This window comes from Niveispirillum lacus (assembly GCF_002251795.1).
GTDB lineage: Bacteria > Pseudomonadota > Alphaproteobacteria > Azospirillales > Azospirillaceae > Niveispirillum > Niveispirillum lacus.
In genome coordinates this window covers 1-20416 of sequence record NZ_NOXU01000012.1, presented here as the reverse complement: position 1 = coordinate 20416, position 20416 = coordinate 1, and the positions used below count along the sequence as shown (strand labels likewise).

Here is a 20416-nt window from a genome sequence, read left to right as displayed (position 1 = left end):
GATGTCCTTCATGCCCAAGCGGGCGATGGTGCTGGCGGCGGGCCTTGGCCTGCGGATGCGCCCGGTGACATTGGAGATGCCCAAGCCATTGGTGACCGTCGGTGGCCGGACCATGCTGGACCATGCGCTGGATCGGCTGGAAGCTGTCGGCGTGGAAGAAGCAGTGGTGAATGCCCATTGGCTGGCCGAAAAGATCGCTGCGCACCTGGATGCCAATCCGCGCCGCCATCTGAAACTGACCCTGTCACGTGAGGATGTGCCCTTGGAGACGGGCGGCGGCGTGAAGCACGCGTTGCCGCTGCTGGGCGATGATCCGTTTTTTGTGGTCAATGCGGACATTGTCTGGCTGGACGGGCCGGTCCCGGCATTGAAGCGGCTCGCCGATAGCTGGAACCCGGCCGTGATGGATAGTCTGCTGCTGGTCACGCCCACCCCGTTTGCCATCGGCTATGACGGGCGGGGGGATTATCAGATGGACCCGGATGGTCGTCTGACCCATCGTCCCGATCTGGAGGTCGCCCCCTTCGTCATGGCCGGCGTGTCGATCATGACGGCAGCCCAGTTCACCGATACGCCCGAAGGTGCCTTTTCCAACCTGCTGCTCTGGCAGCGGGCCGAGGCGGCGGGCCGGCTGTTCGGCGTGCGGCATGAAGGCAACTGGTACCATGTCGGCACACCGGCGGCGATCCCGCTGGTCGATACGCATCTGGCCGCCCCGGCCAGCCGCGAGGTTGTGCCCTGATGATGGACCCGGCTGGCGTGTCCCCTCCGGCCAGTGTTTTCACGCTGGCCCCCAACCTGCCCTTTGTGGACGCCCTGGCGGCGGGCCTGTGGGCGCAGGCGGGCGGGGATCCGCTGGCGCTCAACCGGTTCACGGTGCTGCTACCCACCGCGCGGGCTGTACGCTCCCTGCGGGAAGCATTTTTGCGTCTGTCGGACGGCCGCCCGATCCTGCTGCCCCGCATGGCCCCTTTGGGCGATGTGGACGGGGATGAGATATCGCTGATGATGGATGGGGTGACGGGCAAGGCCGGCGGCTTGGACCTGCCGCCCGCTATATCCCCCTTGCGTCGGCAATTGCTTTTGGCGCGCGCCATCGCGGCGGCCGGTGACCGGTTCGCCAAGACAAAGGCCCAGGCGGCGCGGCTGGCGCGGGAACTGGCCAAGCTGTTGGATCAGACGCAGACGGAAATGGTGGGATTCGACCGGCTGCACGCCCTGGTCCCGGATGATTATGCCGAACATTGGCAGGTGACGCTGTCCTTTCTGTCGATCATCGTTGATCAATGGCCCTCAATCCTGGCCATCGAAGGCGCGGTAGACCCGGCGCAGGAACGCAATAACCGTCTGCTGGCCTATGCGGCGGCGCTGCGGGCGGCACCACCGCCGCACCCCATCATTGCCGCTGGCTCCACCGGGTCCATTCCCGCTACGGCGGAACTGCTGGGCACGATCGCACGGTTACCCACCGGTTCGGTGGTGCTGCCCGGCCTTGATCGGGCCTGTGACGAGGCGACCTGGGCGGCGCTGGACGACGCCCACCCGCAATTCGGCCTGAAACAATTGATCGACCGGATCGGGGTGACACGCGACCAAGTGGCAGATTGGCCCCTGGCCGCCGGCGTTGTTCCCTCCTGCCCACCGGCGCGCACGGCCCTGATGGCCGAGGCGCTGCGACCGGCCGTTACCACAGAGGCGTGGCGCGACCTGGGTGACCTGGACCCATCGGCCCTGTCCGGCCTGTCGCGCATCGATGCCACGACACCGCAGGAAGAAGCGGGCATCATTGCCCTGATCCTGCGGCAGGCACTGGAAACACCAGGGCAGACGGCGGCCCTGGTCACGCCGGACCGCAATCTGGCCCGGCGGGTCGCCACCGAACTGCGCCGCTGGGACATCCGGGTGGATGACAGTGCCGGCCGCCCCCTGGCCCAGACACCGGTCGGGTCCTACCTGCGCCTGATCATGGATACGGCAGTGCAGGGCGCGCCCATCCCGCTTCTGTCGCTGCTGAAACACCCGATGGCTGGGGCCGGTTGGCCGGCGGGGCAGTTGCGCCGACAAGCCCGCCTGTTGGAAACCGCCATCCTGCGCGGGCCCCGCCCGCCCGCCGGACTGGAAGGGTTACGACAGGCCATTCGTTTCATGGCATCGGATGCCGCCGACAAACGCCGCCGCATCAGCAACCCCGCCATCCGCGACGATCTTCTGACCCTGGTGGACCGGTTGGAGGCGGCGATGGGCACCCTTGCCAATGCCGTTGCGGATGGGGCGGAACGATCCCTGTCGGACTGGTTGCGCCTGCATGTGGCGGCGGCAGAGGCCCTGGCGGCCCTGGAGGGAGAGGCGGGATCAGACCGGCTGTGGCGCGACAAGGATGGGGAGGCGGCCGCTGCCTTCATTGATGAACTGCGCGACGCGGCCCAGGGCTATCCGCCGCTGGGCGGCAAGGATTATGCGGGTTTGATGGAAGTGCTGATCGCCGGCAAGGCCGTGCGGTCCGCATTTGGCCTGCACCCGCGCCTGCATGTGCTGGGTCTCATGGAGGCCCGGCTACAGCAGTTCGACGTCATGGTGCTGGCGGGATTGAACGAGGGGACCTGGCCTCCCGCCCCACCGCCCGATCCTTGGATGTCGCGCCCTATGCGGCGGGATTTCGGCTTGCCAGCCCCGGAACGGATGGTCGGGCAGGCGGCCCATGATTTCGCCACCGCTTGCGGGGCGAGGACACTCTACCTGACCCGGTCAGAACGGGTGGAGGGCACCCCCACGGTGCCATCGCGCTGGCTGCTGCGGCTGGATACGGTGCTGGACAAGGCTGGCCTGCGCGGACGGATCGAGGCGGATGGCGATTATTGGCGCGGCCTGTGGCAGGCGCTGGACCGTCCCGCCCTGGTCCGGCCCTGTCCGGCGCCGGCCCCGAAGCCACCGGTTTCAGCCCGTCCCCGTCGATTGTCGGTGACCAAGATCGAAACCTGGATGCGTGATCCCTATGCCATCTATGCGGGAGAGGTGCTGAAACTATCTGCCCTGGACCCGATTGATGCCGATCCCGGTGCGGCGGAACGCGGCGAGATCATCCACAAGGCGCTGGACCTGTTTGTGCAGCGTTATCCCGATACTTTGCCCGCCGATCCGTTGGGCGAACTGATCGCCATCGGGCGTGGGGCTTTTGGGGATCTGATGGATCAGCCCGGCGTCGCCGCCTTCTGGTGGCCGCGCTTTGAGAAGGTTGCGGCATGGTTTGTGGCGCAGGAGACGGAGCGGCGGCGCACCATCAAGCCGCTGGCCACCGAGGTGGCAGGCCGCATCACCCTGTCTGGCCCTGGCGGCGATTTCATTCTGTCGGCCAAGGCCGACCGCATCGACCGTACACCCACGGGGGGTCTGGTGCTGATTGACTATAAAACAGGCACTCCGCCGAGCGACAAGGATGTGCGGTTGGGTAAGGCGCCACAATTACCGTTGGAGGCCCTGATCGCAAGCCGGGGTGGGTTCGAGCATGTGAAGGCGGCGGCAGTGGACAGTCTGGAATATTGGCGCCTATCGGGTGGCGACCCGGCCGGTAGCATCCAGGCCCTGAAAGAAGATCCGGCGTCTTTGGCCGCCGAGGCGCAGGAAGGGCTGGAATACTTGATCCGTCAGTTCGACGACCCTGACACGGCCTATCACAGCCAACCACGCCCCGCCTGGGCGCCAAAATATACCGACTATGCCCACCTGGCCCGGATCAAGGAATGGTCGGCCGGCGGTGGCGAAGCCGAGGGCTAAGCCCATTCCTCAGAAAGCCTGTACAGAACACGCATGGCGGCAATATTCCTTCGTGCATTGACCCCGATGCTTGCCGAAAAGCATAAGCGAAGCGGATCGTTCGCAGGATGGGTGTCATGGCTGAGACAGGGGTGCGTGCACAGGATCTGGGGTCGGCGCGGCGGCTGATTATCAAGATCGGCTCAGCGCTGATGGTCGACGCGGGCACCCATAAGATCCGCACCAACTGGCTGGACACGGTGGCTGACGATGTCGCCACCTTGCGCGCGCGCGGGGTGGAGGTGGTGATCGTCACGTCCGGTGCGGTGGCCTGCGGCCGGGAACATCTGGGTTTAGTGGGCCGTCCACTGCGTCTGGAAGAAAAGCAGGCTGCTGCGGCCACGGGACAGATCCGTTTGGCCCATGCCTACCAGGAAACGCTGGCCCGCCATGGTATCACCGTTGCCCAGGTCCTGCTGACCCTGGACGATACCGAGGATCGCCGCCGTCACCTGAATGGCCGCGCCACCATTGAAACCCTGTTGAAGCTGGGTGCGGTTCCGGTCATCAACGAGAATGATACGGTCGCCACCGCCGAAATCCGTTTTGGCGACAATGACCGGCTGGCCGCCCGTGTAGCCCAGATGATCAGCGCCGATACGCTGATCCTGCTGTCGGACATTGACGGGCTGTACACTGCCGACCCGCGCAAGGACCCCGCAGCGAAACACATTCCTATCGTTCAAGAAATCACGCCGGAAATTGTCGGCATGGCCGGGGAACCGCCGCCGGGATACAGCAGCGGCGGCATGGTCACCAAGATCGTGGCCGGGCGCATCGCGCTGGCCGCCGGCTGCCGGATGGCCATCGCCATGGGCAAGCGGCCCAACCCGCTGTCGGCCCTGTTGAAGCCGGTGGAACAAGGCGGGGCGTTGGCCACCTGGTTTGTGCCAGGGGCGGAACCGCGTACGGCCCGCAAGCGCTGGATCGCCGGCAGTCTGAAGCCGCTGGGCACCCTGGTCCTGGATGATGGGGCTGTAAAGGCCTTGCTGAAGGGCGGGTCGCTGCTGCCTGCCGGCGTGCGCAGTGTGGACGGGGAGTTTGAGCGCGGCGATCTGGTCTTGATCCAGGGGCCGGATGGACGCACGGTTGGGCGTGGCTTGTCGGCCTATGGTTCGGTGGACGCCCGTGCCATTGCCGGGCGGCGCAGTGCCGACATTGAGGATGTGTTGGGCTATCGCGGCCGCGACGAAATGGTGCATCGCGACGATCTGGTCCTGGGCTGACGGTCATCTAGTCCGGGACAGCCGCCTCCATCTCCCGCTGCAAGCTGATGAAATCATCCCCGCAGCTCAGTTTGGCGGACAAGGTGGTGCGCTGGGCGATGACGCGCCAGAAGGGGGTGATGGCCGACATGGGCACTCCCTGGCCCAACCGTTCCAACGCGGCCTCTGCCACGATGCGCAGGAAAATGGCGGTCGATACGGGACAGGTGGCATCGGCCCCGTGCTGACGTGCCAGTTGCTGCCGCAGCACCGGCACATCCTGAACGCTGCCACGCGGTATGGCGGCGATGGTGCGGTCCAGCAGCAGGGGCGACGCAATCAACAGCCGCGCCCCCACAGGCACTCCGGCAAAGGCCTTTTCCAGCGTCACGACATGCGGTGCCTTGCCGCCGGATAGTTTTTGCGTCCATGTCTTGGGCATCAGCGTGGCTCCATCACAGCGCTTTACTGTGGCTACGATGATGATAGGTCATTTTCTGACTGACAGTCAATATATGGAGGGTGGGCGTTCCATGCCCAAGGCAAAGGGCCGAAACGCAGAGATGCGGCAGGCGACACGGGCGGCCATCCTGGATGCTGCTCGTCGGCTGTTTGAGGTCGATGGCTATGATGCGGTGCCGACGCAAGCCATATGTGCTGCGGCCGGCGTGTCGCAAGGCGCGCTGTTCGACCATTTTGGGTCAAAGCGCGACCTGTTCATCGCCGTGCATGACCAGTGGCAGGACCGGCTGGTGGCGACCATTGAAGCGGCGGCCACCGGCATTGCCGACCCGTGGCAGCGATTTTCCGGCATCTGGCGCACCTACCTGTCATCGACCCAGGACCCGGCCATGCGGCAGGTGCTGTTGCTGGATGGGCCCTATGTCATCGGGCTGGCGCCAATGCGGGCCCGCGACCGCGACACGGCCTTTGCCTTCTTTAAGGAAGAGGTCACAGCCCTGATGCAGGCGGGCCTGATCCGCGCCATGGATGCGCATGGGCTGTCGGTGTTGCTGTTCGGCGCGTTGGATCAGGCGGCGTTCGAGATGGCGGACTTTCCCGCTGATACGGCGTTGCGCCACCGCCTGCTGGACAGTTTTGAGGCCTTGATGCAGGCTCTGCGCCCGGCTCCCGGTCCCGTGCCGTGAACAGATGGCTGCTCGCAACCATCTGATGCTGGGCTTGGCGGGGGTCGGGGCGCTATCATCCCGCTTGATGCGATATCAAAGGCGCTGAGCATGACCGACACCGCCCCTACTGCTGCCCTGCTGATCATCGGCAACGAGATTTTGTCCGGCCGCACCCAGGATGCCAACATGGCCTTCATTGCCAAGCATCTAGGGGCGCTGGGCATCCGGTTCCGTGAGGCGCGGGTGGTGCCGGATGAAGAGGCGGAGATCGTGGCGGCGGTCAATGCGCTGCGGGCCCGCTATACCTATGTCTTCACCACGGGCGGCATCGGCCCCACCCATGACGACATCACGGCCGAGTGCATCGCCAAGGCGTTTGGCGTGCCCCTGATCCGCAATGAAGAGGCAGTGCGGCGACTGGAGAACCACTATAGCGGCACCGGCCTGCTGAACGAGGCGCGGCTGCGCATGGCCAATACGCCGGAGGGCGCCATTCTGATCGATAACCCGGTATCAACGGCGCCGGGTTTTCAGATCGGCAATGTCTTTGTCATGGCGGGTGTGCCGGTGATCATGCAGGCGATGCTGACCGGTATCGGTGATCGGTTGGTCGGCGGGCCGGTGGTGAAAACCAAGTCGGTGGCGTCGGCCATTCCGGAAGGCAGCTTCGCCGATACGCTGCGCGCTATTGCCGCCGCCTATCCCGGCGTCGATATCGGGTCCTACCCGGCTTTCCGACAGGGCAAAGTCTCCACCGCGCTGGTCCTGCGCGGCACCGACCCTGCGATGCTGGAGGCGGTGACGGAACGGGTGGCGGACATGCTGCGCGCACTGGGTAGCGACCCGATCATTATGGATGGGTATGGGGAAGGCTGACCCTGTCCCGTCCGTCGCTGCTGTCTATCTTTGGTCGTACAGACCTGTCCTGTGAAAGCCGCCTGCGCATGCGTCCCCTTAACCGCCGTGACCTGTTTTCCGGAGCGTCTGCCGGCCTGCTTCTGTCGGGGTCCAGGGTCCAGGCACAGGCGCCGGGACTGACCTGCGGCGTCATGGATACGCCCCCCTGGATGCTGGAGGGCGATGCGCTGCCAGGGATCGGGGTGGATATGGTCAGCCTGCTCGCACGGCATGCGGGGCTGACCATCACCCCTCATTTCGCCCCGCCCGTTCGGATGGTGAAGGCCTTGGTGGCTGGCCTGATCGACATGCTTGCTTATGTTCAAATGCCGGAACTGGACAAGGCGGCCAGGTCCTTGGGCAGTATCGGCAATGTCGATATGGGGGTGGTCACCCGTCCGGACTTCCGGCCCGCGGTGCCACAGGACCTGGCAGGCTGCACCCTCGGCATGATGCGCGGCAACAAGCGTGATGCTATTATGGACCGGCTCTCGAACGTGACACCGGTGGAAGTCCGTGACCTGTCACATGGGTTGTCGATGATCGCGGCACATCGACTGGATGCCTTGTTGGGCAGCCGCCTGGCCCTGGCCTGGCATATCCATCAGGCGGGGCTGGGTTCAGAGGCGCTGGGTCCGTTCCTGCTCCTGGCCCGCGAACAAATGATGCTGTACCTGACCCTGGCCCGCCCCTACACCGAGGATACAGTGACCCGCCTGACCATGGCGGCGGCGGGCGTTAATGGACAAGTCGATGAATTGGCCATCCCCTACCTTGAGCGTCTGTGACAGGACGGCCCTGCTTGGGGCAGGGACCGCCCCCCAGGTCACAGATTAGTCGGCATAGACACCCGCCGCAGTGATAATCGGCTTCCAGCGGTCAATTTCCGCCACCACATAGTCACCCAGTGCCTTGGGCGTGGCGCGATCTTCGGCCACCGGTTCGGTCCCCAGTTCGTTGAAACGCTGCTTTACCATGTCATCCTTCAGCGCCACCTTCAGGGCGTCGGACAGTTTCTTGGTGACCGCGTCAGGGGTGCCTTTCGGCGCATAGATACCGTGCCAGACCGCGACCTGCACCGTCGGCAGGCCTGCTTCCTTGGTGGTGGGCAGGTCGGCCAGGGAGGGCACGCGGGTCGGGGTGGTCACGGCATAGGCCTTCACCGCACCACCCTTGATCTGGCCGGTGGTGTTGGTGGTCTGGTCGCACATCAGATCCACCTGACCGCTGACCAGATCATTCATGGCAGGCCCAGTGCCCTTATAGGGCACGGTGGTCAAGGATGTGCCCAGTGCCTGCATGAACAGCATGCCGCACAGGTGGGACGCCGCCCCCACACCGGCATTGGCCAATGTCACCTTGTCAGGATTGGCCTTCACATAGGCCACCAGTTCCTTCAGGTCCTTCGCTGGGAAGTCCTTCTTGGCCACGATGGTCATGGGCACATCGGTGACAAGGCCCACCGGTGCGAAATCGGCTTTCGGATCATAAGGCAGCTTGCGGTACAGGGTGGCCGCCGTGGCCTGTCCGATATGGTGCAGCAGCAGGGTGTAGCCGTCGGGGTCGGCCTTGGCCACGCGCGCAGCACCGATGGTGCCCCCCGCCCCGCCAACATTCTCCACAATCACCTGTTGGCCCAGTGTCTTGCTCATCGACTGCGCCACGAGGCGGGCCACGGTATCGGTCGGGCCGCCGGCCGCGAAGGGGACGACCATGGTGACGGGCCGGGTCGGGTAATCCTGGGCCTGGGCCGTGCCGGCGCCGATCAGCAGGGCCGCCGCCAGGGCGATGGGTGCAAAACGCATGGTTCCTCCTGTTTATCTTTTTGGGGGGGCGGGGACGGGAAGGGGGTGTACTGAGGCTCTGCTCAGTCCTCCTCGTGGAACACTTCCTGGCGCCGTTTGCGGACCGAAGGCAGCAGCACGACGGCAATCAGCACCAGAGCGATGACCAGCAGGGTGGCAGAGAGGGGGCGGGTGACAAAGATGGAGGGGTCACCCCTGGCAATCAGGAAGGATCGCCGCAGATTTTCTTCCATCAAGGGCCCAAGCACAAAGGCCAGCAGAAGGGGGGCGGGTTCAAACCCGTGCTTCAGCAGGAAATAGCCGATGCCCCCGAACAGGGCGACCAGCATCACCTCCACCCCCGAGGAGTTGATGGAATAGACCCCGATGCAGCAGAACATCAGGATGGCCGGAAACAGGATACGGTAGGGCGCCCGCAGCAGCCGCACCCAGACGCCGACCAGCGGCAGGTTGATGATGACCAGCATGGCATTGCCGATCCACATGCTGGCAATCATACCCCAGAACAGGGTCGGGTTCTCATTCATCACCTGCGGACCGGGCACAATGCCCTGGATGGTCATGGCGCCGACCATCATGGCCATGACGGCATTGGGGGGGATGCCCAGGGTCAGCAACGGGATAAAGCTGGTCTGGGCGCCGGCATTATTGGCGCTTTCCGGTCCTGCCACACCCTCAATGGCCCCCTTGCCGAATCGCGACGGCGTCTTGGAAATTTTCTTTTCCAGCGTGTAGCTGGCATAGGGCGCCAGAACCGCACCATTACCGGGCAGGATGCCCAGGACCGACCCAATGCCGGTGCCGCGCAAGATGGGCATGGCGCTTTGCTTGATATCGGTCCAGGTCGGCATCAGGCCGGTGATCTTGGCCCCCAGCACCGACCGGTCGGCTGTCTTCTCCAGATTGCGTAGGATTTCCGCGACACCGAACAGGCCGACAGCCAGCGTCGTGAAATTGATCCCCTCTGCGATCTGGGCAATGCCGAAGGTCATGCGCGGCTCCCCCGTCTCGATATCCGATCCGACAGAGCCCAGCAGCAGGCCGACAATGATCATGGCCACCGCCTTGACCACCGACCCGCTCGCCAGGACGGTGGCGCCGATCAGGCCCACCAGCATCAGCGCGAAATATTCCGGTGGGCCGAAATTCTGGGCGAATTTGGCCAGAACCGGGCCGAACAGGGCGACGATCAGGGTCGCCACCGACCCCGCGAAGAAGGAGCCCAGCGCCGCGATGGCCAGTGCCGGGCCAGCCCGGCCCCTGCGCGCCATCTGATGCCCGTCCAGCGTGGTGACGACGGACGAGGTTTCTCCCGGCATATTGACCAGGATGGCTGTGGTGCTGCCGCCATACTGCGCACCATAATAGATGCCAGCCAGCATGATCAGGGCGCCCAGCGGGTCCAGATAAAAGGTGATGGGCAGCAGGATGGCGATGGTGGCGATAGGGCCAAGGCCGGGCAGCACCCCGATCAGCGTCCCGACCAGCGCCCCGATGAAGCACAGGCCGAGATTGAGGGGCGTGGCGGCGGCCCCAAACCCCATGGCGAGATTGGAAAACACATTGTCCATGGATCAGAACCTCGGCCAAAGGGGGAAGGGCAGACCCAGGGCCAGCACAAACAGCCCTACCGCAAACAGGATCAGGGCGGCGCTGACCACCAGCAATTCCCGCCATTTGGTGTCAGGCGAGGCAAACGCTGCGATCGCGAACAGCAAGCCTGAGGCAATAACCAGACCCAGCGGCCGGATGGCCAACCCGAAGGCCAGGATGGCCCCCAGGATGGGCAGGGCCTGACGCCAATGCAGCCGGTCCAGTGACGGCCCGTCCAGAAACAATGACCGTCCGGCGATGATCACCCCCATCAAACCGGTCAGGCCGGCCAGCACGGTTGGGAAGTAACCCGGTCCCATGCGGGAGGCGGTGCCGAATTTCAGATCGGTGATCTGGCTGAAGGCCAGCAGCGACAGCAAGATCAGGGCGATGCCGCCCACCAGATCCTGGGGGCTACGCACGCGCATCGCCTCTCCCTCCAGCATGATGGTTGAAGCCGGTCGCGGGTCGCCGCATGCGTTCATCCCTCCCCTGCGGGCCTCCCGGTTTGTCCGGGTTTGCCGGGTACCGAAAAGCGGGCTTTGCGCCATGTGCGCAGAGTAAACCAGCCATGAACAGGGCGCAATGTCTGCCCCGGACCTTACGACCTTGGTCGCGGGGTGAATTCGGCTTCAACGTCCAGCCACAGTGCCTTGTCGGTCAGGGGCGTCTGCACAGGCAGGTCGGGATTTGAGAGGTGAAAGATACGCGCCCCCTGGAACCGGGTCAGAGGGAAGATCATGGCAGTCGCCGGATGCTCCTGCATGAAGCGGCGCAGCCCTCCGCTGCGGGCCATGTTTTCCAGGCCGATCCGCAGGCGTTCCGCCAGTTCCTGTTGTGTGGGCGACACAAACAGATACATGGGCAATGGATAGGTCAGCAGCAGCCGGTCATAGACAATGACATTCTTGTCCCCGATGGCTGCCACTTCGCTGTCAATCTCGTTCAGGGCGCGGGGAAGATAGTCGCAGCGTCCATCATGCAGGCCGGGATAGGCCATATCGATCCAGGTGACTTCCACCACCCGCAAACCCGCCGCCCGCAACACAACCGTATCGGGCCAGTAGGAGCCCTGGCAGGCCTTCAACTGTGACAGTTGCTCCAGCTTGGTAATCTTGTCGAATTCGGCCTTGCGGTCGGCCCGGATGACCAGGGCCCGCTGTCCGGTCAGCCCCATATCCAGGGGGATGCGGATGGGGGTGACGATCCCTTCGCGCAGATTGCTGGTGGTGGTCCAGAGCAGGTCCAGTTTGTTGTGGGCCAACTGCGCCAGAAGCCGCGCCTGTGGCACATCCTCGGGCACTTTCTGCAACCGCGCCGGACCGAATTCCGCCTCCGTATCGGCCAGAAGTTTTTCGATCAGGTCGAGATAGTAAGAGCGGACATTTTTCCCGGCAGGCGAGGCGTTATGTTCAATGCGATAGGTCTGGATCGCGGTATCTGCCGCCCGCCCCCCCGATGGTGCCAGCAGCGCCAGCGACAGCAGCAGGCCCCCGAGCCACCGCATAGATGATTCCCCCCAAGGCCCGTTTTCCGGGCCTTTTTTGAATGCGTCCGTATGTGTGCCAAAACATATCGGAATCAATGCCTGGGCAAGTGGAAAATGCTGGCTGTTGCAAAGTCGGCGACGACCGGAGGGGGGCGTGTCTTTTCAGGGCGTGCCGTCATTCACCCCCGATACTTGCCCAACTCCATCTTGCCGATCTGGTTGCGATGGACCTCATCCGGGCCGTCGGCGATGCGCAGGGTGCGGGCACTGGCATAAGCCCAGGCCAGCGGGAAATCGTCGCAGACGCCGCCGCCGCCATGGGCCTGGATGGCCATATCGATGACCTGACAGGCGACATTGGGGGCCACGACCTTGATCATGGCGATTTGAGCCTTGGCCACCTTGTTGCCCACCGTATCCATCATGTGAGCGGCCTGCAGGGTCAGCAGCCGGGCCTGATCAATGGCGATACGGGCATCCGCAATACGTTCCAGCCAGATCGACTGTGCCGCCACCGGCTTGCCAAAGGCCACACGGGTGGAAAGCCGCTGACACATCAGTTCCAGCGCGCGCTCCGACGCGCCGATCAGGCGCATGCAATGGTGGATGCGGCCCGGCCCCAGGCGGCCCTGCGCGATCTCAAACCCCCGCCCTTCCCCCAGCAGCAGGTTGCTGGCCGGCACGCGTACATTGTCGAACAGCACCTCGGAATGACCATGCGGGGCGTCGTCATAGCCGAAGACGGGCAGGGGCCGCTTGACCGTCACGCCTGGCGTGTCGGTGGGGACCAGGATCATGGATTGCTGACGGTGGCGGTCGGCCCCGTCCGGGACGGTCTTGCCCATCACGATCATGATCTTGCAACGTGTGTCGCTGGCCCCGCTGATCCACCATTTGCGGCCATTGATCACATAATCATCGCCGTCACGGATGATGCGGGTGGCGATGTTGGTGGCATCAGAGGAGGCGACCTCCGGCTCCGTCATGGCAAAGGCGGAGCGAATTTCGCCGGCCAGCAGCGGTTTCAGCCAGCGTTCCTTGTGTTCTTCGGTACCGTACCGCACCAGCACTTCCATATTGCCGGTATCCGGGGCCGAGCAGTTGAACACTTCCGGCGCCCAATGGCTGCGCCCCATAATCTCGCAGAGCGGGGCATATTCCAGATTGGTCAGGCCCGCACCCAGGTCGCTTTCCGGCAGGAACAGGTTCCACAGGCCAGCTTGGCGGGCCTTGGCCTTCAACTCTTCCAAGAGCGGTACCGGCTTCCACCGTGTCGGTCCCGCGGCGACCTGCGCGGCAAGCGCCTTCTCGTTGGGGTAGATATAGGCGTCCATGAAGGCGGTAACCCGCTCATGCAGGTCACGGGCACGGGGCGACATTTCGAATATGGCGGTCATGGCGTTGGCTCTCATCAAGGGGAGGGGAAGTGCGGCAGGATGGGCGGATGCTCATCCGAACCCCTTCCTCCCTTCCGCCACCAACCGCTTCAGGAGGGGGGCCGGTTCCCAATAGGCACCGTCGGCGTCACCCGCCGCGACGGCATCAGCGTGGTAGCGGGTGATATCGGCCAGGACCTGGTCCAGGCCCGACAGTTCCGCGAACTTCATGGGCCCGCCGCGCCAGGCAGGGAAGCCGTAACCGTAGATATAGACAATGTCGATATCGCCGGCCCTGAGCGCCATGCCCTCTTCCAGGATCTTGGCGCCCTCATTCACCAGCGCATAGATCAGGCGCTTGGCGATGTCCTCGTGCGTGAAGGTGCGGGGCGTAATGCCGCGTTCGGCGCGATAGGCGTCGATCATGGCCGTCACTTCGGGGTCGGGCAGGGGCGTGCGGTTACCCGGTTCATACCGGTACCAGCCGCGCCCGTTCTTCTGCCCCTTGCGGGCGGGATCAATCCGGTCGGAGAGGGGCGTACCATAGATCAGGCCGGCGGCCACGCGGCGGGCGCGAATAAAGGCCATGACGTCCAGCCCGGCCAGATCACCCATGGCGAACGGGCCCATGGCCAGACCGAATTCCAGGGCCGCCTGATCCACCTGTTCGATGGAGGCCCCCTCGATCACCAGACGCTGCGCCTCCGTCGCGTAATATTGCACCATGCGGTTGCCAACAAAGCCGTCGCAATTGCCGACCAGGACGCTGACTTTCCCAATCTGCTTGCCCACGGCCATGGCGGTGGCGATGACATCGGGGGCGGTGTGCTTGCCGCGCACCACCTCCAGCAGCTTCATCACATTGGCCGGGCTGAAAAAATGCATGCCGATCACGTCGGCGGGCCGTCCGGTGTTGGCGGCAATGGCGTCAAGGTCCAGCGTTGAGGTGTTGGAGGCCAGGATGGCACCGGGCTTTGCCACCTCATCCAGGCGGCGGAAGACCTTGGCCTTCACGTCCGCATCCTCAAACACCGCTTCCACGATCAGGTCGGCATCGGCCAGATCGGCATAGTCGGTGGTGGGTTGGATCAGGGACAGGCGCTTGTCCATCTCCGCCTGGGACAGCTTGCCCTTGGCGACCGTCCCGGCATAGTTCTTGGCGATGACGCCCATACCCCGGTCCAGGGCTGCTTGATCCAGGTCCAGCAGGCGCACGGGGATACCGGCATTGACAAAATTCATGGCGATGCCGCCGCCCATGGTGCCGCTGCCCAGCACCGCCACCTGGCCAATCTTGCGCGGGGTCACGCTGGGCGGTACGTCGGGGATCTTGGTGACGGCGCGTTCGGCGAAGAACACATGGATCAGGGCCTTGGCCTGATCATGCGCCATGCATTGCATGAACAGCTCGCGCTCGCGCGTCAGCCCCTCGTCAAACGGCAGGGTGAAGGCGGCTTCCACCGCATCGACACAGCGCTGCGGCGCGAACTGGTTGCGGGCGGACTTGGCCAGGGCGGCCCGTGCCTCGGCAAACACGCTGCTGCCCCGGTCGGCGGCCAGACCGTCCTCCCGGTCGCGCGTCCGCTTGTGCGGGCCGGCGGGCAGGGTGGCGGCAAAGGCCAGCGCGACCGAAAGCGGGTCCGCACCCTCCCCCACATGATCGATAATGCCCAACGCCTGGGCCTTGGGTGCCGGGATGAAGGCCCCGCTGGTGATCATTTCGATGGCCGTCTTTGCCCCGACCAGCCGTGACAGGCGCTGCGTGCCGCCGCCACCGGGCAGGATGCCCAGCTTCACCTCCGGCAGGCCGACCAGCGCCTTGGGCACGGCTACACGGTAATGGCAGGACAACGCCACTTCCAGCCCGCCGCCCAGCGCTGTGCCGTGCAGGGCGGCGATCACCGGCTTCGGTCCCGATTCGATCAGGTCGTTGACGTCGTTCAGATCCGGTTCGCCCATACCGCCCTTGATGAATTCGGCAATATCGGCCCCGGCGATAAAGGTGCGGCCCGCCCCCATGATGACCAGGGCCGTCACAGCAGGGTCTTGGAACCCTTCGGTCACCCGGTCCCAAAGGCCCTGGCGTACGGCCTGAGACAGGGCGTTCACTGGCGGGCTGTCCACGGTGATAAGGCCGACCGCGCCCTGGCGGTCATAACGGACGGGCGATTGGGTCATGGGTTCCCCCTGGTACCGGCGCCAATGCATGGCACCGCGTTTTTCCTTGCGGGTCATGCTAATTTCAAACAAGCGTTTAAGTCAATGCAAACGGCGACCGGTACCTTCCGTTACGTCAGCCATGCGGATAGGTGGTGTTACAGGATGGTTGGCGCGGCCCCCGCCGCCCGGTAAAGTATGAACAGCCGTTTGATACGGACTCACAATGCCCCGGAAAGGGGCAGTTCAGGGTAGAACTGGGGACGGGACAGGATGAAGGCAGGGGCCGATATCGCGACCGACATGGAAACAACCGGGGGGCGTCAGGACACAAAAGAGGTGATCCTGGACGCGGCAGAGAAGCTGTTTGCGGAAAAAACCTACTCTGCCGTGTCGCTGCGGGAACTGACACAGGCGGCCGGCGTCAATCTGGCCGCCGTGAATTACCATTTCGGGTCCAAGGATGCGCTGCTGATCGCGCTGTTCCGGCGCGGCGCCATCGAACTGAACCGCGCCCGTGCCCGACTTCTGAGAGAGGCGGAGGAACGGGCCGGCGGCGGCACTCCGCCTGTGCGGGAGATTGTGGCGGCGCTGGTCCTGCCCGCTATCCGTTATTCCTTCACCTCCACCCGGCTGGCGCTTTACAACCAGTTTGTGGCCTTTGCCCGTGGCGATGGTCCAGCAGAAGCGCGGGAAATGCTGGATAAGGAGGTGGGGCATTTGCAGCGCTTTGCCCTGTCGCTGGCCCGTGCTCTGCCGCATCTGCCGCAGCACGAGGTCTATTGGCGGCTGCATTTCGCCATGGGCGTGCAGCATTCGCTCTATACAGACATGAAACGTCTGGAAACGCTGTCGGGCGGCCTATGCCAGTTGGATGATCTGGAGGCCGTGGCCGCGCGCGTCATCGATTACGTGACGGCAGGGTTGGAAGCGCCCTATACGGCGAAGGGGTGATGGGGTTGGTCGCCTGCGGCCCTGTGGGCCGCAGGCGACGTCCCGCTTTACAATAACGGAGCTGTTGCCCGCTCCAGCCAGGCCAGATCATCGCCCGATACCAGCGGGCTCAATTCCGCCTTGACCCGCGCATGGTAGGCGTTAAGCCAGTCACGCTCGTCCGCGGTCAGCAGGTCGCGGTCCACCATACGGCGGTCGATGGGGCAGAGTGTCAGGGTCTCAAAGCCCAGCATGGACCGTTCGGCACCGGGAATGGCGACCGGCACCACCAGTTCCAGATTCTCCATGCGCAGCCCATAAGATCCGGCCAGATAATAGCCCGGCTCATTGGAAAAGATCATGCCGGGCAGGATAGTGACGCTATTGAGCTGCTTGCCGATGCGCTGCGGCCCTTCATGCACGGACAGGTAGCTGCCGATACCGTGGCCGGTGCCATGGTCGTAATCCAGCCCATGCTGCCACAGGAACTGGCGGGCCAGACTATCCAACTGGCTGCCGGCGGTGCCGGCGGGGAAGCGGGCGCGGTTCAGGGCGATATGGCCCTTCAGGACCAGGGTGAAGTGCCGGCGCGCCTGTGCCCCGACATCACCAACGGCCAGGGTGCGGGTAATATCTGTGGTGCCGTCCAGATACTGCCCGCCACTATCCAGCAGGAAGACGCTGTTATTCTCAATGCGGCGGTTGGTGGCCTCGGTGGCGCGGTAATGGACGATGGCACCATTGGGGCCGGCACCACTGATGGTCTCAAAACTGGGTCCCCGGAAATCGGCGGCGCCCTGGCGGGCCTTGTGCAGCGTCGCCACGACCGTCAACTCGTCCAGCTCACCCTTGGGCGCTTCTTCATCAAACCAGCGCAGGAAGCGGACCATGGCCGCACCATCGCGGCGATGGGCGGCCTTCGCACCCTCGATCTCGGTCTGGTTCTTCACGGCCTTGGGCAGGACGCAGGGATCACCACCCTGGTCCAGCACCGCCCCGGCCCTGGCCAGACGGTCCACGACCCAGAGCGCGGCGGTGGCACCATCCAGACGGACCTTCGCCCTCGCCGCACCCAAACTGTCCAACGCCCCGGCCAACTCTTCCGGCGCGCGGATGGCGACCTGATTGCCCAGATGCTCCTCCAGGCCCGGTGCCAGCTTGCGCCGGTCCACGAACCAGTCGACATTGCCGTCGGCGCGGATGGTGGCAAAGGACAGAGGCAGCGGCGTGCAGGGCACATCGGCCCCGCGCACATTCAACAGCCAGGCGATGCTGTCCGGCTGGGTCAGCACGGCGGCATCGGCTTTCAGCTTGGCCAGCGCGTGGGCAATGTCGGCACGCTTGTCAGCGGCGGCACGGCCGGCGGCGGACAGGGGTTGGATATTGACCACGCCCAGCGGGGCCGGCGGCTGATCTTCCCACACGGCATCGACAGGGCTGCCCTCAGTTGCCACCAGTTCCACCCCGGCTGGCCCCAGGCTGGCACGCATCTTGTCGGCCCAGGCGCCCGTATGCATCCAGGGATCAAAGCCCAGCTTGGCACCGGCCGGCAGGTTCGCCGCCGCCCAGTCGCCGTGGAATTCCTCGATCAGGTGGTGGTAGCTGAACAGGCCGGGCGATACTTCCTGGCGCGCCTGGATCGTGTAACGGCCATCAATGAAGATGGCGGCCTTGTCCAGCAGCACGATGATGGCGCCTGCCGACCCGGTGAAGCCGCTGATCCAGGCCAGACGGCTGCCGCGCAGCGGCACATATTCACCCTGATATTCATCGGCGCGCGGCACCACGAACCCGTCCAGGCCCCGGCGCTTCAATTCCGCGCGCAAGGCCGCCAGCCGGGCCGCATGGTCGCCCTTGGCCGGGTCGGCGGGCCGGTCGATGGTGGCGCGCAGGGCCGTCAACTGCTCGGACGTCGCGTCCGATCGGCGGGCCGAAACAAGGTCCAGCCAGGCATCGGGCAGTTCGCCATCCGGCGCGGCATTGACGCCGGCAATCAGGTCCCGGATGGACGCGACCGTCCGGTCAATCCCGTCGGCGCGTAACAGATCGGCCAGGACGGCGTCGCCCTGATAGGTGGCGGTATTGGTGCTGACAGACACTTTATGGCTCCCGCGAGCTTTATTGGTGCCGCCACGCTAGTGCGGCAAGCGCGGGGGCGCAAGGGCCGGAGATGTCTGTTTGGGAGAGAGAAAAAGGCGGTGCAGAGCGCCGCAGGGCACTGGTGCCGGCTGTCAGGATTGAACTGACGACCTACCGCTTACAAGGCGGTTGCTCTACCACTGAGCTAAGCCGGCGATCCAGGCGGGGGTGCCGGAGGGGAACCCCTCCGGCGACCGGGCCGGGACATTAGCGCCGTCGAGCGACCTCGTAAAGGGCTACGGCGGCTGCGGTGGAAACATTCAGGCTGCCAACAGGGCCGCCCGTGGGCAGTTTGACGATTTCATCGGCCCGTTCCCCTGTCAGGCGGCGAATACCGTCGCCTTCGGAGCCCAGAATCAGGGCCGTGCGGCCCGACAGGTCGACCTGATGCAGGTGGCGCGCACCTGATTCGGCCAAAGCGACGGTCCAGAAGCTGGCGGCCTTAAGCTGATCAATGGCGCGGGCCAGGTTGGTGACACGCACCAGCGGCACCGCCTCTACCGCACCCGATGCCGTCTTGGCCAGGGTGCCGGTGACGGGCGGGGCGTGACGGTCCTGTACGATCACGGCCTTGGCCCCGAACGCGGCGGCCGACCGCAGGATGGCCCCCACATTGTGCGGGTCCGTCACCTGGTCCAGCACGACCACCAGGGCCAGCGGGTCCTCGGCAGCGGCATCGACAATATCTTCGATCTCCACCTCGGCCAGGGGCGCGCAGGACAGGGCCACCCCCTGGTGAACGGCGCCGGGCGGCAGCAACTTCTCGATCTCCTCCTTCTCCACCAGACGCGGCTCGGGCCGGTCCAGTTCGGCGTCGGAAGCCTTCTGGAATGCGTCTTCCAGCGCCTCCAGGCCGGACTCGGTGACAAACAGGTCACGAATACGGCGGCGCGGGTTCGCCCAGGCAGCGGCGGCGGCATGCACACCATACAGGAGATTGTGCTTGTTCAGGGCCGGTCCGGTGCTGGCCCGCAGCGGGGTGGTTTCCAGACCCAGTTCCTCGGCCGCGCTCAGGGGACGGCGGCGTTCCGCCGCACCCCGTTCATGGCTGGGGGGCGGCCGCCGATCATCCCGCCGGTCGTCACGGCGATCATCCCTCCGCTCGGGGCGGGGGCCACGGGGCGGACGGGCATCGCCGCCCGTGCGCGCGCCGCGCGTATCATCATCACGGCGGGGGCCACGCGGGGGCCGCGCGTCGCCGTCGCGGGCCGGCTTGGCAAAGCCGGGCTTGCCCGCAGGCTTGGGACCGCGCGCGGCGCGGGGATTGTCATCGTCACGACGGGTGTCGCGCGCGGGGGAACGGCCGCCAGGGCGTCCGGCGCCGCTACCGCTGGCGCCGCCTTTGCCACCGGGGCGACCGGATTTGGGGGAGGGGGGTCGGTTTCTCATTTACGCACTTTCGTTCAAAGCCAGGATTTCCGCCAGCGGATAGAAAGAATGAACACGCATGTCAGATTGGCGTTGACAGGTACGATTTAATCCTTATAACCCGCACTCCGTTCAGGCCGTTGGCCGGGAACGGCACCGCGGAAGGGTGGCCGAGTGGTTAAAGGCAGCAGACTGTAAATCTGCCCGCATAGCGTACGCTGGTTCGAATCCAGCCCCTTCCACCAGTTCAGGCGCGCCCCAGAATATGGGGCGCGCCGTTCTGCTTGTGGTGGCGTTGCACGGTTGAGTGGGTGAACATCCGTGCGGGTGTAGCTCAATGGTAGAGCAGAAGCCTTCCAAGCTTACGACGAGGGTTCGATTCCCTTCACCCGCTCCAGATAATCCGTTTTCCACGACCCGGCGTCTTCTAGAGATCGCAGCAGGCAAGGGCACAGGATACCATGGCTAAGGCAAAGTTTGAGCGGACGAAGCCGCACTGCAACATCGGCACCAT

At 64.9% G+C, this 20416-nt stretch carries 16 protein-coding genes and 3 tRNA genes; 9 read left to right on the top strand and 10 right to left on the bottom strand.

Annotated features, from left to right (window positions below):
• Position 1: 1 nt before the first annotated feature.
• From CHU95_RS00880 to proB, 3 genes are all read left to right on the top strand, one after another.
• Entirely contained in the window at positions 2 to 742 is a 741-nt protein-coding gene (locus tag CHU95_RS00880; RefSeq protein ID WP_094452786.1) for a nucleotidyltransferase family protein, read from the top strand.
• Entirely contained in the window at positions 742 to 3771 is a 3030-nt protein-coding gene (gene addB, locus CHU95_RS00875) for a double-strand break repair protein AddB (protein WP_245837784.1), read from the top strand. Before CHU95_RS00880 ends, addB begins: the two co-directional genes overlap by 1 nt.
• Positions 3772 to 3887: 116 nt before the next feature.
• Positions 3888 to 5036: a glutamate 5-kinase gene (proB, locus tag CHU95_RS00870; protein WP_094452832.1), complete on the top strand. Its 1149-nt coding sequence runs from the start codon at positions 3888 to 3890 to the stop codon at positions 5034 to 5036.
• 7 nt (positions 5037 to 5043) lie between these two features.
• Here the strand turns inward: proB and CHU95_RS00865 are convergent, their stop codons facing one another.
• Entirely contained in the window at positions 5044 to 5457 is a 414-nt protein-coding gene (locus tag CHU95_RS00865; RefSeq protein ID WP_165771924.1) for a hypothetical protein, read from the bottom strand.
• Positions 5458 to 5548: 91 nt separating this feature from the next.
• Between CHU95_RS00865 and CHU95_RS00860 the strand changes: the two genes are divergently transcribed.
• The 3 genes from CHU95_RS00860 to CHU95_RS00850 all read left to right on the top strand — a co-directional run bounded on the left by CHU95_RS00860 (position 5549) and on the right by CHU95_RS00850 (position 7830).
• Positions 5549 to 6163, top strand: a complete 615-nt coding sequence (locus CHU95_RS00860) for a TetR/AcrR family transcriptional regulator (protein WP_165771923.1) — start codon at positions 5549 to 5551, stop codon at positions 6161 to 6163.
• Between the two features lie 90 nt (positions 6164 to 6253).
• Positions 6254 to 7021, top strand: coding sequence for a competence/damage-inducible protein A (locus tag CHU95_RS00855; protein ID WP_094452780.1), 768 nt, complete (start codon positions 6254 to 6256; stop codon positions 7019 to 7021).
• 68 nt (positions 7022 to 7089) lie between these two features.
• The gene (locus CHU95_RS00850; RefSeq protein WP_094452778.1) at positions 7090 to 7830 is read left to right on the top strand and encodes a substrate-binding periplasmic protein; all 741 of its coding nucleotides are present in this window, start codon (positions 7090 to 7092) and stop codon (positions 7828 to 7830) included.
• A gap of 45 nt (positions 7831 to 7875) precedes the next feature.
• Here the strand turns inward: CHU95_RS00850 and CHU95_RS00845 are convergent, their stop codons facing one another.
• The 6 genes from CHU95_RS00845 to CHU95_RS00820 all read right to left on the bottom strand — a co-directional run bounded on the left by CHU95_RS00845 (position 7876) and on the right by CHU95_RS00820 (position 15483).
• Entirely contained in the window at positions 7876 to 8847 is a 972-nt protein-coding gene (locus CHU95_RS00845) for a tripartite tricarboxylate transporter substrate binding protein BugD (RefSeq protein ID WP_094452776.1), read from the bottom strand.
• Between the two features lie 62 nt (positions 8848 to 8909).
• Positions 8910 to 10418 (bottom strand): tripartite tricarboxylate transporter permease, encoded by a 1509-nt coding sequence (locus tag CHU95_RS00840; RefSeq protein ID WP_094452774.1) that lies wholly within the window; start codon positions 10416 to 10418, stop codon positions 8910 to 8912.
• Positions 10419 to 10421: 3 nt separating this feature from the next.
• Positions 10422 to 10868 carry a tripartite tricarboxylate transporter TctB family protein gene (locus tag CHU95_RS00835; protein ID WP_165771922.1) on the bottom strand — a complete coding sequence of 149 codons (447 nt, stop codon included), beginning with the start codon at positions 10866 to 10868 and terminating at the stop codon, positions 10422 to 10424.
• 173 nt (positions 10869 to 11041) lie between these two features.
• Positions 11042 to 11947, bottom strand: coding sequence for a hypothetical protein (locus CHU95_RS00830; protein WP_094452770.1), 906 nt, complete (start codon positions 11945 to 11947; stop codon positions 11042 to 11044).
• Between the two features lie 161 nt (positions 11948 to 12108).
• Positions 12109 to 13326, bottom strand: coding sequence for an acyl-CoA dehydrogenase family protein (locus tag CHU95_RS00825; protein WP_094452768.1), 1218 nt, complete (start codon positions 13324 to 13326; stop codon positions 12109 to 12111).
• 51 nt (positions 13327 to 13377) lie between these two features.
• Positions 13378 to 15483 carry a 3-hydroxyacyl-CoA dehydrogenase NAD-binding domain-containing protein gene (locus CHU95_RS00820; RefSeq protein ID WP_094452830.1) on the bottom strand — a complete coding sequence of 702 codons (2106 nt, stop codon included), beginning with the start codon at positions 15481 to 15483 and terminating at the stop codon, positions 13378 to 13380.
• A 252-nt stretch (positions 15484 to 15735) separates the two neighbouring features.
• On the opposite strand from CHU95_RS00820, the gene CHU95_RS00815 reads away from it, so the two are divergent.
• The gene (locus CHU95_RS00815; protein ID WP_094452766.1) at positions 15736 to 16416 is read left to right on the top strand and encodes a TetR/AcrR family transcriptional regulator; all 681 of its coding nucleotides are present in this window, start codon (positions 15736 to 15738) and stop codon (positions 16414 to 16416) included.
• Between the two features lie 47 nt (positions 16417 to 16463).
• Here the strand turns inward: CHU95_RS00815 and CHU95_RS00810 are convergent, their stop codons facing one another.
• From CHU95_RS00810 to rlmB, 3 genes are all read right to left on the bottom strand, one after another.
• On the bottom strand, positions 16464 to 18494 hold the full coding sequence (locus CHU95_RS00810; protein WP_094452764.1) for an aminopeptidase P family protein: 2031 nt from the start codon (positions 18492 to 18494) through the stop codon (positions 16464 to 16466).
• A gap of 120 nt (positions 18495 to 18614) precedes the next feature.
• Positions 18615 to 18689, bottom strand: a tRNA-Thr gene (locus CHU95_RS00805).
• Between the two features lie 52 nt (positions 18690 to 18741).
• Entirely contained in the window at positions 18742 to 19923 is a 1182-nt protein-coding gene (gene rlmB / locus CHU95_RS00800) for a 23S rRNA (guanosine(2251)-2'-O)-methyltransferase RlmB (protein WP_094452762.1), read from the bottom strand.
• 139 nt (positions 19924 to 20062) lie between these two features.
• Here rlmB and CHU95_RS00795 point away from each other — a divergent pair.
• Together CHU95_RS00795 and CHU95_RS00790 are read left to right on the top strand one after the other, a co-directional pair.
• Positions 20063 to 20147, top strand: a tRNA-Tyr gene (locus CHU95_RS00795).
• A 78-nt stretch (positions 20148 to 20225) separates the two neighbouring features.
• Positions 20226 to 20299: transfer RNA gene (locus CHU95_RS00790), tRNA-Gly, on the top strand.
• Positions 20300 to 20416 lie beyond the last annotated feature (117 nt).

What these genes read in the sequence shown, in the direction of transcription:
- rlmB (WP_094452762.1), bottom strand. Translation starts at nt 19,923, where the DNA reads ATGAGAAACCGACCCCCCTCCCCCAAATCCGGTCGCCCCGGTGGCAAA.
- CHU95_RS00840 (WP_094452774.1), bottom strand. Translation starts at nt 10,418, where the DNA reads ATGGACAATGTGTTTTCCAATCTCGCCATGGGGTTTGGGGCCGCCGCC.
- CHU95_RS00855 (WP_094452780.1), top strand. Translation starts at nt 6,254, where the DNA reads ATGACCGACACCGCCCCTACTGCTGCCCTGCTGATCATCGGCAACGAG.
- proB (WP_094452832.1), top strand. Translation starts at nt 3,888, where the DNA reads ATGGCTGAGACAGGGGTGCGTGCACAGGATCTGGGGTCGGCGCGGCGG.
- addB (WP_245837784.1), top strand. Translation starts at nt 742, where the DNA reads ATGATGGACCCGGCTGGCGTGTCCCCTCCGGCCAGTGTTTTCACGCTG.
- CHU95_RS00825 (WP_094452768.1), bottom strand. Translation starts at nt 13,326, where the DNA reads ATGACCGCCATATTCGAAATGTCGCCCCGTGCCCGTGACCTGCATGAG.
- CHU95_RS00830 (WP_094452770.1), bottom strand. Translation starts at nt 11,947, where the DNA reads ATGCGGTGGCTCGGGGGCCTGCTGCTGTCGCTGGCGCTGCTGGCACCA.
- CHU95_RS00815 (WP_094452766.1), top strand. Translation starts at nt 15,736, where the DNA reads ATGAAGGCAGGGGCCGATATCGCGACCGACATGGAAACAACCGGGGGG.
- CHU95_RS00865 (WP_165771924.1), bottom strand. Translation starts at nt 5,457, where the DNA reads ATGCCCAAGACATGGACGCAAAAACTATCCGGCGGCAAGGCACCGCAT.
- CHU95_RS00860 (WP_165771923.1), top strand. Translation starts at nt 5,549, where the DNA reads ATGCCCAAGGCAAAGGGCCGAAACGCAGAGATGCGGCAGGCGACACGG.
- CHU95_RS00880 (WP_094452786.1), top strand. Translation starts at nt 2, where the DNA reads ATGTCCTTCATGCCCAAGCGGGCGATGGTGCTGGCGGCGGGCCTTGGC.
- CHU95_RS00850 (WP_094452778.1), top strand. Translation starts at nt 7,090, where the DNA reads ATGCGTCCCCTTAACCGCCGTGACCTGTTTTCCGGAGCGTCTGCCGGC.
- CHU95_RS00820 (WP_094452830.1), bottom strand. Translation starts at nt 15,483, where the DNA reads ATGACCCAATCGCCCGTCCGTTATGACCGCCAGGGCGCGGTCGGCCTT.
- CHU95_RS00835 (WP_165771922.1), bottom strand. Translation starts at nt 10,868, where the DNA reads ATGCGCGTGCGTAGCCCCCAGGATCTGGTGGGCGGCATCGCCCTGATC.
- CHU95_RS00845 (WP_094452776.1), bottom strand. Translation starts at nt 8,847, where the DNA reads ATGCGTTTTGCACCCATCGCCCTGGCGGCGGCCCTGCTGATCGGCGCC.